14 protein-coding genes are annotated in these 16,079 nt (G+C 34.8%); 5 read left to right on the plus strand and 9 right to left on the minus strand.

Going from position 1 to position 16,079, the window contains the following annotated elements; all coding sequences use genetic code 11:
* The first annotated feature begins 188 nt into the window (after positions 1 to 188).
* The gene (locus tag V7014_RS24905) at positions 189 to 2,339 is read left to right on the plus strand and encodes an MMPL family transporter (protein ID WP_335511428.1); all 2,151 of its coding nucleotides are present in this window, start codon (positions 189 to 191) and stop codon (positions 2,337 to 2,339) included.
* A 64-nt stretch (positions 2,340 to 2,403) separates the two neighbouring features.
* On the opposite strand, the gene V7014_RS24910 is transcribed toward V7014_RS24905, so the two are convergent.
* Positions 2,404 to 3,285, minus strand: coding sequence for a CvfB family protein (locus V7014_RS24910; RefSeq protein ID WP_335511430.1), 882 nt, complete (start codon positions 3,283 to 3,285; stop codon positions 2,404 to 2,406).
* A gap of 203 nt (positions 3,286 to 3,488) precedes the next feature.
* On the opposite strand from V7014_RS24910, the gene V7014_RS24915 reads away from it, so the two are divergent.
* The 3 genes from V7014_RS24915 (at position 3,489) to V7014_RS24925 (ending at position 7,100) form a co-directional block, all read left to right on the plus strand.
* Positions 3,489 to 4,664, plus strand: coding sequence for an LL-diaminopimelate aminotransferase (locus tag V7014_RS24915; RefSeq protein WP_335511431.1), 1,176 nt, complete (start codon positions 3,489 to 3,491; stop codon positions 4,662 to 4,664).
* Positions 4,665 to 5,028: 364 nt separating this feature from the next.
* A complete protein-coding gene (locus V7014_RS24920) occupies positions 5,029 to 6,648 on the plus strand; it encodes an ABC-F family ATP-binding cassette domain-containing protein (protein ID WP_335511433.1) in 1,620 nt (539 codons plus the stop codon).
* Between the two features lie 257 nt (positions 6,649 to 6,905).
* Positions 6,906 to 7,100 carry a hypothetical protein gene (locus V7014_RS24925; protein ID WP_335511435.1) on the plus strand — a complete coding sequence of 65 codons (195 nt, stop codon included), beginning with the start codon at positions 6,906 to 6,908 and terminating at the stop codon, positions 7,098 to 7,100.
* Between the two features lie 68 nt (positions 7,101 to 7,168).
* Here the strand turns inward: V7014_RS24925 and adhE are convergent, their stop codons facing one another.
* From adhE to V7014_RS24950, 5 genes are all read right to left on the minus strand, one after another.
* Entirely contained in the window at positions 7,169 to 9,787 is a 2,619-nt protein-coding gene (gene adhE / locus V7014_RS24930) for a bifunctional acetaldehyde-CoA/alcohol dehydrogenase (protein WP_335511437.1), read from the minus strand.
* Between the two features lie 118 nt (positions 9,788 to 9,905).
* On the minus strand, positions 9,906 to 10,133 hold the full coding sequence (locus V7014_RS24935; protein ID WP_335511439.1) for a hypothetical protein: 228 nt from the start codon (positions 10,131 to 10,133) through the stop codon (positions 9,906 to 9,908).
* Positions 10,134 to 10,334: 201 nt separating this feature from the next.
* Entirely contained in the window at positions 10,335 to 10,574 is a 240-nt protein-coding gene (locus V7014_RS24940; protein WP_335511453.1) for an EamA family transporter, read from the minus strand.
* Positions 10,575 to 10,577: 3 nt separating this feature from the next.
* A complete protein-coding gene (locus V7014_RS24945; RefSeq protein ID WP_335511441.1) occupies positions 10,578 to 10,730 on the minus strand; it encodes a hypothetical protein in 153 nt (50 codons plus the stop codon).
* A complete protein-coding gene (locus V7014_RS24950; protein ID WP_335511443.1) occupies positions 10,731 to 11,267 on the minus strand; it encodes a DMT family transporter in 537 nt (178 codons plus the stop codon).
* 127 nt (positions 11,268 to 11,394) lie between these two features.
* Here V7014_RS24950 and V7014_RS24955 point away from each other — a divergent pair, with 127 nt between their 5' ends.
* Entirely contained in the window at positions 11,395 to 11,961 is a 567-nt protein-coding gene (locus tag V7014_RS24955) for a biotin transporter BioY (RefSeq protein ID WP_335511445.1), read from the plus strand.
* A gap of 86 nt (positions 11,962 to 12,047) precedes the next feature.
* Here the strand turns inward: V7014_RS24955 and trhA are convergent, their stop codons facing one another.
* The 3 genes from trhA to V7014_RS24970 form a co-directional block, all read right to left on the minus strand.
* Positions 12,048 to 12,698, minus strand: a complete 651-nt coding sequence (gene trhA, locus V7014_RS24960) for a PAQR family membrane homeostasis protein TrhA (RefSeq protein WP_335511447.1) — start codon at positions 12,696 to 12,698, stop codon at positions 12,048 to 12,050.
* A gap of 95 nt (positions 12,699 to 12,793) precedes the next feature.
* On the minus strand, positions 12,794 to 13,684 hold the full coding sequence (locus V7014_RS24965; protein ID WP_335511449.1) for an LCP family protein: 891 nt from the start codon (positions 13,682 to 13,684) through the stop codon (positions 12,794 to 12,796).
* Positions 13,685 to 13,755: 71 nt separating this feature from the next.
* On the minus strand, positions 13,756 to 16,008 hold the full coding sequence (locus tag V7014_RS24970; RefSeq protein ID WP_335511451.1) for an AAA domain-containing protein: 2,253 nt from the start codon (positions 16,006 to 16,008) through the stop codon (positions 13,756 to 13,758).
* Positions 16,009 to 16,079 lie beyond the last annotated feature (71 nt).

Genomic DNA, 16,079 nt, shown 5'->3' on the forward strand with positions numbered 1-16,079 from the left:
TTGAACGGGATAAATAAAAATTAAAACAAACTCTTATAATATATTACATTCAAATCTATCATACTCTGAAAAATAAACTATCATATTATTTTATGACAAAACTTTCTTATATACAAATGGTTGTTTTATGCTTTATCTTTCGATTTTTTTCTTTCATAATAAATAGGTACATGAAAGGAGGACACATTATGTATCATGTCGCTAAACATATCATTAAACATTATAAATTCTCACTTGCAATATGGTTAGTTATTTCCATTGGATTAGCTTTCTTTGCTATTGATTTACCTTCAAAACTTAAAGGTGATGGTTTTGAAATGGAAGGGGAGTTTGAACAAGTACAAAAAGAATTATCTTCAACTTTTGATTTTCCCAAAAACTCTATGTTTGTAGTTTTCGAGAAAAACGAAAAACAAACACAGCAAGAGTTCGAAAAACATATTGCCACAGTGACAAACAAAATAGAAAAACTCAATATTACGTCAAGCATTCAATCACCACTTACATACAAGGAACAAAGCAAGCAAGATATAGCATACACTGTACTTAATTTCAATGTAGATAAAGACAATATGTCACCCTACGTTGAACAAGTACGTGACATTACAGAAAAATACGATCATACGATGTTAACAGGTAGTCCCGTTTTCAGTGAAGATATGAATACAGCTAGTCAACACGACTTAATGCGAGCGGAAATGATCGGGCTCCCAGTTGCTTTACTTGTATTGCTAGCCGCATTTAGCAGTATAGTAGCGGCAATTGTCCCCATCATTGTAGGTGCTTTAACGGTTATTGTTTCACTAGGTATTCTTACGCTTCTTGGTGATCATCTTAACTTGTCCGTTTTCTTACTTAATGTTGTTCCGATGATTGGCCTTGCTCTTAGCATTGATTTTGCATTACTGTTTATCAATCGTTATAAAGAAGAGATAAAGAATAACGATATAAAGCAAGCCGTTATTACTACTATTCGCACTGCTGGTAAATCGATTATCTTCTCTGCTATTTGCGTCTTTATAGGATTAGCAGCTATGTTGATAATTGAAATTGATATATTTAAAACTGTTGCAATTGGTGGAATGGTAGTAGTTGCGGTCGCTGTCATTTCTTCTATGACATTGCTTCCTTCTATATTATTGCTTTTAGGAAAGCATTTAGATAAAGGTATTGTTTTTAAAACAAACAAAGACAGTAGCAAGAAGTGGCGTACTTTCGCAGAAGCTGTTATGAAAAGACCAATCATCATTAGTTTGGTAGCCACTCTCATTTTAATTGCTGGTATCATTCCCGTTAAAGATATTGTTCTATCAATACCAGATGAGAATTCATTGCCAACTTCCTATGAATCCCGTGAAGCTTTTTCCATTATGAATGACAAGTTTCAATTAAAAGATCATGCTACCGTCTATATGATAGCCAAACGCGATGGTTCATGGACAAGTGAACAAGGATTACAAGATTTAGAGACAATCATAAAAGATCTTGAAAAAGATAAGCTTGTGAAATCGACTACTACTCTTTACAGCATTTCCAAAACTGAAAGTAGCGAGCAGTTATATGGCATGTTACAGCAACCTGCTGGTAAAACAGCATTACAACCAGCTATTGACCAATTTATTAATGAAAACCAATTATTAATCCCTGTTACATTAAAAGCTAAAGCAACATCTACGGAAGCACAAGATTGGGTACGCGAATGGAGCACGAAGAATTATGATGTACCACTACTGATAGGTGGAGAAGCCAAATTCAATCAAGAAATTTTCGATGAAATATTTGATAAAGTATGGATTGGTATTGCTATTGTTTTAGTAAGTACCTACTTCATCCTGTTATTTGCTTTCCGTTCAATTATTATTCCATTGAAAGCGATCATCATGAATGTTGTAGGACTCACTTCTACATTCGGAATCCTTGTATGGATTTTCCAAGAAGGCCATTTCGGACTTGACCCTTCTAATATAGCCTTAATCATTCCTGTATTTGTCTTCAGTATTGTATTTGGTTTAAGCATGGACTATGAAGTCTTTCTAATCTCACGCATTCACGAGGCCTATCACGAAACAGGGAACAATGATGAAGCTACGATTGTCGGTCTATCATCAACAAGTAAAATCATCACATCGGCCGCTTTAATTATGATTGTTTTAACAGGAGCATTTGCCTTTACAGATGTTGTGCCTGTTAAACAAATAGGAATTGGTATTGCATTAGCTATCTTTATCGATGCTACAATTATTCGATTGTTGCTAGTGCCATCGCTAATGAAATTATTAGGTGAATGGAACTGGTGGATGCCTTTTGCAAAACGTAAAAGCGTGCAAAAGAAAGCGTAAGAACCATATAATACGTAAACCATAAAAAAAGAGGCTTTCCATTGCGGAATAGCCTCTCTTTTATTTACCGACGGTCACTTGTATATGTCCATCCGTCTTCTTGATAAATTTTATCTTCTTTCATCAACTTTCCTAAAGCGCGTTTGAAAGCTGCTTTACTTAAGTTAAATGTCTCCATAATATCTTCAGGCGCACTCTTATCACTAAAAGGCATTGCTCCACCACGCATACCTAAATATTCAAGAATAATATCGCTATCTTCTTTCATTTTATCAAGTGCAAAAGGAAGAAGTGATACATTTAATGAGCCATCTTCTTTTTGATCAATTACACGGCCTTCCACATATTGACCTAATCGAGGCTCCTTATCTCTTTCCTTTTCATGAATAAAGCAACGATATCCTTCATCTGTAATTAAATAGCTACCAACTTTTTTCGTCTTGTATATATAACCTTTAACGATTCTGTTGTACATTTTCTCAGGCGCTGGTTTGAAAAGATCTTCCATAATGATGTCTTCTGTTGCTAATGAACCAAACAAACGACCTGTTTTATCGGTGTATAAACACATATATAAACGGTCTCCTGCCTTTGGCCATAGTTTAGCATGTAAAGGCATTTCGTCCAAAGAGACTAAAACATCTTTTGTAACACCGACATTAACAAACACACCTAGATTTCTGCGTGAACCAACAACTTCTCCCCAACCAAACTTATCTAATGTAATTTCAGGAATAGTCATTGATGCTGTCAATCTTCCAAGCTTATCATTAAATAGGAAAAAATCTAATTCTTGTCCAATTTCGATTTCACCATTTACTTCTTTATTAGGTAAAAGAACATCGTCTTCTTTTTTTTCACTCGTACCATTTGTTAGGAAATAGCCAAATTCAGTTTTGCGGTCAACTTTTAAAGTTACAATTTCACCTGCAAATAAATTATTCATTTAGTAGTAAGCCTCCTTCTACGTATACACATTGTGCACACTGCATTTAACTGTATCATTTTTAAATACATAAGTATAGTTCATCTGCATTAATTATAGTATTTTTCTAAAAAACCTATCAACTTAACATTTAGGCATCATCTTAAAGTATAATAATTGTGTATATTCAAAATAATCACTATCGTTTAAGGTGGAAAAACTATATGAAAATTAAACTTGCACAACGAATGAATTCTTTTTCATCATCAATATTCACTGAACTTGCGCTATACAAATCTGAAAAGCTGAAAGAAGGTAAAACAATTATTGATTTGAGTATCGGAAGCCCAGATTTACCGCCACCTGATTTTGTTAAAGATGCAATTGGTTCATTATCGCTGAATAGTAATCAATACGGATACTCATTAGCTGGTACAAAGAATTTTCATGATGCTGTCGGCGCCTTTTATAAGAAGAATTACGATGTCGAATTAGATACTGAAGTTGAAATACTTCAACTTATGGGATCTCAAGATGGATTAGTACATTTGCCAATGGTATTAGCTAACCCAGGTGATATCATTTTAGTTCCTGACCCTGGTTACACCGCTTATGCAACCGGAATAGCCATGGCAGGTGCAACGCCTTTCTTTATGCCTTTAAAGAAAGAAAATAGCTTTTTTCCTGATTTCACAAGTATTCCTGAAGAAATTGCTAAGAAAGCATCTTTAATGATCTTGAATTTCCCTGGAAACCCTATACCAGCTATGGCAACGAAAGAAATGTTTCAAGCTGCTATTGAGTTTGCGAAGAAATTTAACATAATCATCCTACATGACTTTGCTTATTCTGAATTGTATTATAGCGATGCGAAACCAATTAGCTTCTTATCACTACCAGGGAGTAAAGAAGTCGGCATTGAAATGAATTCTCTTTCCAAGAGTTATAACATGGCAGGATGTCGAATCGCATACGCTACAGGCAACACTGAGATTATTGCAGCTCTTAAGCAATTAAAGTCAAACTTGGATTATGGTGTATTCTACCCTATTCAAAATGCCGCTACATTAGCTTTACAGCAAGGTGCGGAATTTAACGAACAAACAAGAGTCATTTATAAAAGCCGACGTGATTGTTTAATAAATGGATTAAATGAAATTGGCTGGAAAGTTGAAGCACCTCAAGCAGGGATGTTCGTATGGGCTGAATTACCAAGTAACTGGACGTCGAAACAATTCGCGTTTGAATTAATGAACCGTGCTGGAGTTGCCGTAACTCCTGGAATTGCGTTTGGACCTTCAGGAGAAGGGTATGTTAGGATTGCTCTTGTACAAGATGAAGCAACCTTACACCAAGCTGTCAACAATATCGCTAACAGTGGCATAATCACAGCGAATTAATTTTTCGAATGAAAGCCGGCTTTCTTATTATTCCCATAAGAAGACGGCTTTTACTAAAAAACAATACATAAACAAACGAATCATATATGCCCCGTTTCTCCCCATCATCTAGATTCATATGATTAACCTTCCAAACATCATTCTTCATTGTAAATAAAAAGAAATTTATAATTTGAATCCCTACTGTATTGAAGATACATACCAACTAATCTATAATTAATGTTTGATGCTATATTTTAAAATGCGTCAATCATATAGTAAATCTTAAATAAATCACCGGTTTTTATTTTTAGAGCTCATTACAATATTAATGAGTCAACAAAACCTTGATATTATAAAGAAAATTTTGGAGGTATGCTCGTAAATGATTACCGTTACTAACGTAAGCTTAAGATACGGAGACCGTAAATTATTTGAAGATGTAAATATAAAATTCAACCCTGGAAACTGTTATGGTTTAATTGGTGCTAATGGTGCTGGTAAATCAACATTCTTGAAAATTCTTTCTGGTGAAATTGAAGCACAAACTGGTGATGTTTCAATGGGACCAAACGAAAGACTTGCTGTCTTAAAGCAAAATCACTTCGAATATGAAGAATTCGAAGCTATGAAAGTAGTTATTATGGGACATCAACGTCTTTATGAAGTAATGCAAGAGAAAGATGCCATCTACATGAAGGAAGACTTCTCTGATGAGGATGGAATGCGTGCAGCTGAGCTTGAAGGTGAATTCGCCGACTTAAACGGTTGGGAGGCTGAATCAGAAGCTGCTATCCTGCTTAAAGGTCTTGGAATTACGGAAGACTTACATGATAAGAAAATGAGCGAATTAACAGGTTCCGAGAAAGTAAAAGTACTTCTTGCGCAAGCTTTATTCGGTAAGCCAGATGTTCTTCTACTAGATGAGCCTACCAACCATTTAGACTTACAAGCAATTAAATGGTTAGAAGAATTCTTAATCAATTTTGAGAACACAGTTATCGTTGTATCCCATGACCGTCACTTCTTAAATAAAGTATGTACGCACATCGCTGACTTAGATTTTGGTAAAATTAAAATCTTCGTTGGTAACTATGATTTCTGGTATGAATCAAGCCAATTAGCTCTTAAGTTAACTTCAGATGCTAACAAGAAGAAAGAAGAAAAAATTAAAGAGTTACAAGCCTTTATTGCTCGATTTAGTGCAAATGCTTCTAAATCGAAACAAGCAACTTCACGTAAAAAATTGCTTGATAAAATTTCATTAGATGATATTCAACCATCATCACGTCGTTATCCATATGTTAACTTCACACAAGATCGTGAAGTAGGTAATGACTTACTACGTGTTGAGAATATCTCAAAGAGTATTGAAGGTGAACAACTTCTTAACAACATTAACTTTATCATGAACAAAGGTGATAAAATTGCGATTGTTGGACGTAATGAGTTAGCGAAAACGACGCTTTTCAAAATTCTTGCTGGAGAAATGGAAGCTGACAACGGAAACTTCAAATGGGGAATAACTACTTCTCAAGCTTACTTCCCTAACGATAACTCTGAGTACTTTGAAGGTAGCGACTTAACACTTGTTGACTGGTTACGCCAATTCTCACCTCAAGATGATAGCGAAAGCTTCCTACGTGGTTTCTTAGGACGTATGCTATTCTCTGGAGAAGAAGTATTGAAGAAAGCTAGCGTTCTTTCTGGAGGAGAAAAGGTTCGTTGTATGCTGTCAAAAATGATGCTTAGCGGTGCAAACGTACTATTATTAGATGAGCCAACAAACCACTTAGACCTTGAATCAATCACAGCATTGAATAACGGTTTAACTTCTTATAAAGGTTCTATGATCTTCGCTTCTCATGACCATCAGTTCGTTCAAACAATTGCGAACCGCATAATTGAAATTACGCCAAAAGGTGTAGTAGATAAAATGATGACATATGATGAGTTCTTAGAAGATAAAGACCTACAAGCTCAAATCGACGAAATGTATAAATAATAAGGAAAGAGGCGTCTTAAAAGTGATTAATCACTTTTAAGACGCCTTTTTACGCTTTTTAGCCCATCGTTATAGGTTATGAGAAATTTGTTAGTCTTAGCTCCAGTTAGAACGGGATAAATAGGAAGAAGATTGACTTTCTCGTAAATGTAAAAATCTAAAACACTATATCCTTATAGTACAACATCTTTTTTGTATATAGCTCCGTAAAAAGTGACAGAATATACCTAACACATGAGAACGGAGTGGGATAACTTATGATCAATCCTATTTTAGATCAATTCGCATATAAATTATATGTCACCGGTTTGTTAAACGAAGAAAACGCGCATATTGTTGAAGCTTTTATGGAACAACTTGATTTTACAGAGCATGAAATAACTTTTGATACGTTTCGTGCCCAATATTTAATGTTTAAAGCCGCATATACAAACAATGACCTGCCCTTTTGAAATAGCAAAAAGGACCCTATCCACAAGGAATAGGGCCAAAGGAGATGATGATTTATATAAAGGGAGTTTTAAACCCCTTTATAAACTTTTTTATAGATCTCTGCTAACTCAGTAACTAAAGGAAGCTTTGGATTTGCAGTTGTACATTGATCTTCAAATGCTTTATCTGCAAGATAATCTACTTTGCTATTAAACTCTGCTTGAGATACGCCAAAGTCAGCGACACTCATTGTTACATTCATTTCTTTCGCAAGTTTGATAATAGCTTGTACTAGACTTTCTACACCTTCCTCAGTAGTGCTACATGGTAAACCTAGCATTTTTGCAATTTCTGCATAACGCTTATCAGCAATGAAGTGCTCATATTTAGGGAATGCAGTAAACTTCTTCGGTTTTGTAGCATTGTAACGGATAACGTGTGGCATTAACATTGCATTTGCTCTACCGTGAGGAATGTGGAATTCAGCCCCCATTTTGTGAGCAAGACTATGGTTAATACCTAAGAAAGCATTCGCAAATGCCATACCAGCAATTGTTGATGCATTATGCATTTTTTCACGAGCTTCTTCATCATTGCTTCCGTTACGATAAGCTCTTGGTAAATATTTGAATACTAATTCAATAGCTTTCATACATAAACCATCTGTATAATCATTCGCCATATTTGAAACATAAGCTTCAATAGCGTGAGTTAATACGTCTAAACCAGTATCAGCAGTTACTGATGGTGGTACAGTCATAACGAATTGTGGATCAATGATTGCCACATCTGGTGTTAATTCGTAATCTGCTAATGGATATTTAACGTTGTTCTCTTTATCAGTAATAACAGTGAAGCTTGTTACTTCAGAACCAGTTCCTGATGTTGTTGGAATCGCAACAAACTGAGCACGATGTCCAAGATTTGGATACTTGAACACACGTTTACGAATATCTAAGAATTTTTGTTTCAAACCATGGAAAGGTACTTCTGGATGCTCATAGAATAACCACATACCTTTTGCAGCATCCATTGCAGATCCTCCACCAAGTGTAATAATTACGTCTGGCTCGAATGATCTCATCATTTCTGCACCTTTCATAACTGTTTCAATTGATGGATCTGGCTCTACATCTGAGAAGATTTCACAGTGTACATAATCTGGACGCTTTCTTAAGTAGTAAAGAATTTTATCTACATAACCAAGCTTAACCATACCTTCATCTGTAACGATAAATGCTCTTTTAATTTTTGGCATTTTCGCTAAATATTGAATAGAGTTCTTTTCGAAATAGATTTTTGGCGGAACTTTGAACCATTGCATATTCACATTTCTCATCGCCATTTTCTTAATATTTAACATATGAATTGTTGTTACGTTTTGGCTTACTGAGTTATTACCATAAGATCCACAACCAAGTGTTAATGAAGGCATATATGCATTATAGATGTCTCCAATTGCACCTTGAGAAGATGGAGCATTTACAATAATACGGCAAGCTTTCATTCGTAAACCATATTTTTCAATAACTTCTTGATTCTCAGAGTGGATAACAGCTGAGTGACCTAATCCACCGAATTCTAACATTTCTTCAGCAAGACGAATTCCGTCTTCAGTGCTTTGTGATTTAAAGCATGCTAATACTGGAGATAATTTTTCTCTAGAAAGTGGCTCTTGTGATCCAACTGATTTACATTCGGCAATTAAGATTTTAGTATCTTCTGGTAATTTAACGCCAGCCATTTTAGCAATTACATATGCTGGTTTACCAACGATATCAGCATTAACTGCACATGTATTTTCATTAATAACTAGTTTTTCTACTTTTTTCTTTTCTTCTGCATTTAAGAAGTAGCAGCCATAATATGCTAATTGATCTTTTGCATCTTGATAAATTTCTTTATCGATAATTACCGCTTGCTCAGAAGCACAAATCATACCGTTGTCGAATGTTTTAGATAGAATCAAGTCATTTACAGCACGCTTAACATTAGCTGTTTTTTCGAAATAGCATGGAACGTTACCAGGACCTACACCAAGAGCAGGTTTACCAGTGCTGTACGCTGACTTAACCATTCCAGCACCACCTGTAGCAAGAACTAATGCTACGTCAGTATGATTCATTAATAATTTTGTTGCTTCGATTGATGGCTTTTCAATCCATTGAATGCAGTTTTCAGGAGCTCCAGCTTTTACAGCTGCATCGCGAAGAACTCTGGCTGCTTCAGCACTACATTTTTGCGCAGATGGATGGAAAGCAAAAATAATTGGGTTTCTTGTTTTAATAGAGATAATCGCTTTGAACATTGTTGTTGATGTTGGATTTGTTACAGGAGTAACCCCAGCTACAACACCAATTGGTTCCGCAATCTCATATACATTTTCGAATGTATTCTCATTTATAATTCCAACTGTTTTATCATATTTTACATTGTGATATATATATTCAGTTGCAAAGATGTTCTTTGTAATCTTATCTTCATAAACGCCTCGACCTGTTTCTTCAACAGCTAGTTTCGCTAGTTCCATATGTTTGTCTAAACCAGCTAAAGCCATTTCTCTAACAATGTTATCAATTGTAGCTTGGTCAACATCCATAAATTCTTTTAGTGCTTTCTTACCTTTTGCAGCGAGCTCATCTATCATTACTTGCACTTGATTTTCTTCTTTCACTTCTGGTTTTTTACCTTTTGCTACTTCTGTCATTTGGTACTGCCTCCTATTTACATTAAGCATATAACACCACAAAAAAAGTTTGTGAAGTATTGAGCATGTTTATTTTTAAAAGTAACTAGCTTCTTTTTAGGCTAGCTTTACATTTTTATTATTCACAAATTGGATTACGCGGTATTTTTGTAAAAGAAACATCACTAATGATTCGTGCATTTTCTTTTACAATACAAACGTAATTGGTTGTCCAAATAATTGATGGTAAATCTTTATTCTCTTCAAATTGCATTGCTTGAAATTCATCACCAATCATTTCTTCAAATTCTTCTTTTGAATATGTTTTTAAATCTGTACTAAATGGCTTCCATTCGCAAACCATCATGGATCATCACTCCTCTTTACTAGTACGTTTTCTCTTTCTACGCTTTTATTATAAACAGAAAATGAACAAAAAAGTTTGTGAAATATTGAACAATCTATGTCAATATTCAAGTATTCGCAAAAAGGAGAGTATTCCAAGTCTACTTGATAATAAAAAAATAAGGAAAAAAACACTATATTATAGCGTCTTTTCCTTATATGATTATACTTTTTCTTCTATCACAATTTTTTTGTTCTCACTTTCTTCTGATGGGCGCATCGCAAGTAATAAAACCATCAATAGAATGAGGACACTTCCAATTGCTTGATACATACCAAATGGTGTTTGTAACCAAACAATCGACAAAACAATCGCTGATAGCGGCTCAGTGCATCCTAGTAAACTTGAGTCTTTCGGACTAATATATCTCATACTATCCATAAACAAGAAAAAAGGTACTATTGTTCAAAAAATAACAACGAATACGATAAGTAAAATCACATTTATATTCCAGCCAGCTGTCGATACATCAAACGGTGATTGAAAAAAGCACATAAATAGCCCACCGATTAACATACCAAATCCTACAACAATTATAGATGGTAGCTGTCGTACCATCTATCCAGAATGAATTGTATAAAACGCTAACGTTATAGCAGATCCTAATCCCCATAGTAATGCTTTAGGAGTAATAGAGATCGTTTGAATAGACCCGTTGGTTAATAATAAAAACGTTCCTGTTAATGCAAGAAGAATAGCCATTAATTCTAGTAAAGATGGCTTCATCTTTAATACTATTAAGAAATATAACGTAATGAAAACTGGAGCGATGTATTGTAATAACGTCGCAACCGCGGCGTTACTTTCATCAATAGTAATAAAGAATGTATATTGAACCCCTAACATTCCGATTATTCCGAAAATAACAACTTGAACCATATATGATTTATGCTTAAAAACAGAAATAATATGTGCTTTCCCTTTCCCAAAACTTGCAAACAATAAGATTAGTAAACCCGAAATAACTAGACGAATTGTGACAAGCCATTCTACTGACATTCCATTGTTAGAGAACAACTTTTGAGCAACGGCTCCTGAAACTCCCCAAAGGCAAGATGCAATCACAACCATTGTATACCCTTTTAACTTATTCATTCTACATCCCACCCTTTGATACTTTCTCTCGTAAGTTAAATTAGTTGACAACTATAGCCATTGTGCCATAAAATTCATATATGTTAACTTGTTATTATAATAGTTTACTTAATTGAAAGGAGCACTTATGAAACGAGACCGATTAAAGTTTCTTATTTTAACTGCTTTATTTGCCGCAATTATTGGATTGTTAGCCCAAGTTTCTATCCCTATACCGCCAGTACCTTTTACGGGTCAAACATTGGCAGTAGGTTTAGCCGCTACAATTCTAGGTGCAAGATATGGAACATTATCTGTATTACTGTATATATTACTAGGTATAGTGGGCATTCCAGTCTTCTCTTCTATGACTAGCGGGCTTGGCATTGTGTTAGGACCAACTGGTGGGTATATTGTTGGCTTTATTCCAGCAGCATTCCTAACTGGATTATACATTGAGAAAACAAAATTAAACTTCACCAATGCAATGATTGCAAATACAATTGGAATGATAGTTGCCCTTGTATTCGGTACTGTTTGGTTGAAATTATCTAGTGATTTAACATGGATCACAGCGATTTTATCGGGGGCAGCACCATTTATAGTCCTTGGTCTAGTAAAAGCTGCTTTAGCCTCCTATTTAGGAGTAATCATACGAAATCGTTTAATGACCGCTAGATTATTGCCACATTATAGCACGGAAATGCAAAAATAAGTAGCTGAAGATATACTTTTCTTGTTAAGTAAATAAAATCAAAAGCAGTGTGATTCTTGGGAATCACACTGCTTTTAAATAGAAAATTATATGTTGATCGGAGTAACATAGTAAAGGATTGCAAAAAAGTGGGCTGCAGATCCAGCTAATACAAATAGATGCCACACTGCATGGTGGAATAGAAAACCTCGCCACACATAGAAGACTGCACCAACAGTATATAGAACTCCTCCAAGTACTAACAATTTAATACCTGCTTCTGGAAGCGTTGCAACTAACGGATTCCAAGCAATTACAATCAACCAGCCCATGACTACATACAGTACAGTCGAAATAAACATAAACTTCTTCACAAAGAAGGATTTGAAAATGATACCACCTATTGCAATTGCCCAAATAATACTTAATAACGTCCAACCTAAAGCTCCGTTAAGTACTACTAGCATAAATGGTGTATATGTTCCCGCAATAAATAAATATATAGCAGAATGATCGAATATCTCAAAAAGATCCTTCACTTTACCTTCTGGAAAACTATGCACTAATGTCGAAGAAACATACAACAGAATCATGGTAGCACCATAAATCGAAAAAGAAGTTACATGCCATGCAGTTCCATATTTAGCTGCATATATAATTAGAAATACAAGAGCAGTTATGCTTAACAATACACCTATACCATGTGTAATTGCATTAACAATCTCCTCTTTCTTCGTGTAAACATGAGTATCGTTCATACTGTCGCTCCTTCAAAATATTGATTGTAATACCCATTATACAATACATTGCTTTTTTTGTTGATAATATCATGCTAGTCAACTCTTATTAAATATTAATTATTTACGGCTTTAGGTGTATTGAAAAAGCTATTCAATGCTTCGATATTCTTCGGCTGATCCATTTGCAAAACAGCACCTGCATGTTCAAAGATTTTATTTGTAAAACCATTATCTACAGGAATTGTCATTGTTTCCACTTTGTCGATTGGATGTAAGACAACCATTGAAATTAGTGACAATGTATCAGCAACTGATAAATCACTTTCAATATATTTCATCGTTCCTTCCACAAGCTTAGGAAGTGAAGCAACTTGTTCTATGGAGGACATTTCCTCAGTTATACGGTTTTTTACTTTAACCATTACCTCCTGTTGTCGTTTTACCCTGCCAAAATCACTTTCAGCATCATGTCGAAACCTTACATATTTCAATAAATCCTCACCATGTAAGAATTGTTTCCCAGGCTGTAACGATAATTTCATATCTTCTATCATCTCTTTTGTCACAGTAACTTCAATGCCTTCAGGTGCGATTGTATCTATAACATGAGTGAAGCCTTGAAAATCAATCGTTACTACATGATCAATCGTAATACCAAAGTTTTCTTTAATGGTTTTCACGAGCAATTCCTTACCTCCAAGAAAATAAGCCATATTGATTTTATTATGACCTTTGGAATACGACGGTATTTTCACATACGTGTCTCTCATAATTGATGCAAGTTTAATACTGTTCTTAAGTGGATTATATTGACCAATTAAGATTGCATCACTTCGAGAATTAGCTTCCCCACGGGAGTCAATACCAATGACTAAAACTTGAACGGATTTCGTCTTCATTTGATCAGATGATTCATTCTCCTGTTTTACTTTATCATTTATGCTACAAGCAGCCAGCGAAAATACAAGTAATACAAGTAACAATCCTTTTAATAAGGTTCTCATCATATCATTCCTTATCATATATTAATTGTATCCTTTAGCTTGCTTAATTTTCCATTTTTTATACAACGAATCTACAATTGCTCTTCAATTGGAAGGTGTTCGAGAAATTGTTTTGAAAAATGTGACGAATCAAGCCTTGCAGCTACAAGCGGTGGTCTAACACCACGCATTAATTGAAATGGTTGTCCAATCCATACTACTTTCTCGTCAATCATCACAAATACAAATGGTAAATTCTCATATATTCTTTTGTCTGGAGCTATTCCTTCTAGTTCACCAATTGTAATGAACGTAAGCCTTGCTTTAGATTTGATTTTATTTAATATAGTAATCCATTCATCTGGTAATGTACTACCTTCAGGTATTGAGAGAATAACACTTTTCTTTGCGAGTAATAAATCTTCCCAAACAATGTCTTCTTTCTTCGCATGAATCCATTTCAACCGTTTATGATGATTCGTTGCCCATCTACCAATTTGTTGATGTGAAACATCCTGTTTCTCTTGATATTGATGTTCAACCAGTTTACGAAATGTTTTCAACTGACCCACTTTTCGTCTAACATAATCACGATTATTGACATGAATGAACTTGCCTTTCGTCCGAGTTATCGCAACATTGATCAATCTTTCACTTTCTTTTCCTATTAATAACATACCAGGTCGTTCTTGAGGCCAACCATCAACACTATCAAAAATCATCACTTCTCGCTCACTACCTTGAAACTTATGAACGGTCGAAGCCATCATTTGGTCAGTTAACATTTCCTCTTGATATAAGTCCTCTAACAAGTAATTCATCATTTCCGCTTGTACTCTATAAGGTGTTACAAAGCCAATTGAACGATTTCCTGCTAAGTAAGCTTCGTGTATTAACTGAAAAGATAAGAATAGATGCCATGGGTTCCAACGAGATCCTGACAGCTTTTCATTAATACAATAATGACCTGTAAAGCTTGTATCAAGAAGAATCGATGCTCGCCTTGGAAACGGACTTCTTACAACAATTTCTTCACGATTGCTCATCACAGATGGATGATCGCTAACAAGAGAATGATAAACATGTTTATTCGTAAAGGAAGAAACATCAGGGTGCATGCGTCGCTGCTGATTCAGCAAGAATAAGTGCGGGTGAAGTGAATCAACCTGAACCGTTTCCGCAACACCTGCTTTATGAAATATATCTTCTTTAAGCCATTCTGTAACAATACTGTTCTTCGAATGGGCAATTGGTGGTAATTGTTTAAAGTCCCCACAAATTATTAATCGTTTCCCTAAAGAGGCTGCAAACGCTGCTTGTGGCACATAGCACATGCTCGCCTCATCTATAATGACAACATCATATTTTTTTTCATATATAGAAGAATCTGTTGCAGCTTTAGCTAACGTTGTCCCTATAATTTGAGCATTTTTCAGAAGAGCCAATTCTTTTCTTTTTAATTTCTCTAACAGTGATGCTAGTTTCGTTTCCAGCTTCAACAATTGATGAGAATCTCTTGTACTAAACGATTTCGCTAAATCACTCTTAATATTACTCTTTTCTTCTTTTACATCTTCTCTTTGTTTCGTTAGTTCCGGATCACTTTTCTCTAAGAGATATTTCATCGTTATAGCTTCACTTTCAATCGTCGAATTCATCACATTACCATAGCGAAGAATATCTCCTTCTATAAACTTCTTTTTACGAGCCAGGAAATGATAGGTTTCGCTCATCAAAACATCTACTGCTGCATTACTTTGAGCGAGTATTAAGACATTTTGATTTTTCAAATATTTATTTGCTGCTACCCTTGCCAATGTGTATGTTTTTCCTGTACCAGGTGGTCCCCACACAAATGTAACTGGATTGTATTTCGAACGTAAAAACAATTCCTTCACATTGCTTGATTGTTCTGAAATTGGATGCTTTGCCTCCATTTTAGGTTCCATCAGCCTTTTTATTCTTGCTCTTTTATTTTTACTTTTTTTGATTTCACCTAGTCTACTCGCAAGCTCGTCTAGCAATTGCCATGGGTCATACATTAAATATGCTTGTGAAATAACTTCTCCTATTGAGCTTTCTAAAATTACAATGACACCTTTACCTTCAGAAGAAAGAATTCTTCCCTCTTCTACTGTATTTCCCCATTCAATTTTCACTATTGATCCAACTGGAATTACCATCGACTGATTACTTTCAAAATAATAAGTGTAATCTTCTGTACCTGATAATAATCTTCCATTAAATAATAAATATTTATTGCTTCCGTACTTTTTTAAATATCCAATCTCAATATTTAAAGCCTCTTGCCATTCGTTAATATATTCTATTGATGATTTTCCCATCATGATTCATCCTTTATTTACTATATCTCTTATAAATACAAATTTTTTTTATAAATGCTGTTACATTATAT

The sequence above is a fragment of the Bacillus sp. JJ722 genome (assembly GCF_036963345.1).
Lineage (GTDB): Bacteria > Bacillota > Bacilli > Bacillales > DSM-1321 > Bacillus_AD.

Bases quoted from the DNA above. Each gene is read 5' to 3' on its own strand.
- adhE (WP_335511437.1), bottom strand. From the start codon at position 9,787: ATGACAGAAGTAGCAAAAGGTAAAAAACCAGAAGTGAAAGAAGAAAAT.
- V7014_RS24970 (WP_335511451.1), bottom strand. From the start codon at position 16,008: ATGGGAAAATCATCAATAGAATATATTAACGAATGGCAAGAGGCTTTA.
- trhA (WP_335511447.1), bottom strand. From the start codon at position 12,698: ATGAACGATACTCATGTTTACACGAAGAAAGAGGAGATTGTTAATGCA.
- V7014_RS24935 (WP_335511439.1), bottom strand. From the start codon at position 10,133: ATGATGGTTTGCGAATGGAAGCCATTTAGTACAGATTTAAAAACATAT.
- V7014_RS24955 (WP_335511445.1), top strand. From the start codon at position 11,395: ATGAAACGAGACCGATTAAAGTTTCTTATTTTAACTGCTTTATTTGCC.
- V7014_RS24950 (WP_335511443.1), bottom strand. From the start codon at position 11,267: ATGAATAAGTTAAAAGGGTATACAATGGTTGTGATTGCATCTTGCCTT.
- V7014_RS24915 (WP_335511431.1), top strand. From the start codon at position 3,489: ATGAAAATTAAACTTGCACAACGAATGAATTCTTTTTCATCATCAATA.
- V7014_RS24910 (WP_335511430.1), bottom strand. From the start codon at position 3,285: ATGAATAATTTATTTGCAGGTGAAATTGTAACTTTAAAAGTTGACCGC.
- V7014_RS24925 (WP_335511435.1), top strand. From the start codon at position 6,906: ATGATCAATCCTATTTTAGATCAATTCGCATATAAATTATATGTCACC.
- V7014_RS24945 (WP_335511441.1), bottom strand. From the start codon at position 10,730: ATGGTACGACAGCTACCATCTATAATTGTTGTAGGATTTGGTATGTTA.
- V7014_RS24965 (WP_335511449.1), bottom strand. From the start codon at position 13,684: ATGAGAACCTTATTAAAAGGATTGTTACTTGTATTACTTGTATTTTCG.
- V7014_RS24920 (WP_335511433.1), top strand. From the start codon at position 5,029: ATGATTACCGTTACTAACGTAAGCTTAAGATACGGAGACCGTAAATTA.
- V7014_RS24905 (WP_335511428.1), top strand. From the start codon at position 189: ATGTATCATGTCGCTAAACATATCATTAAACATTATAAATTCTCACTT.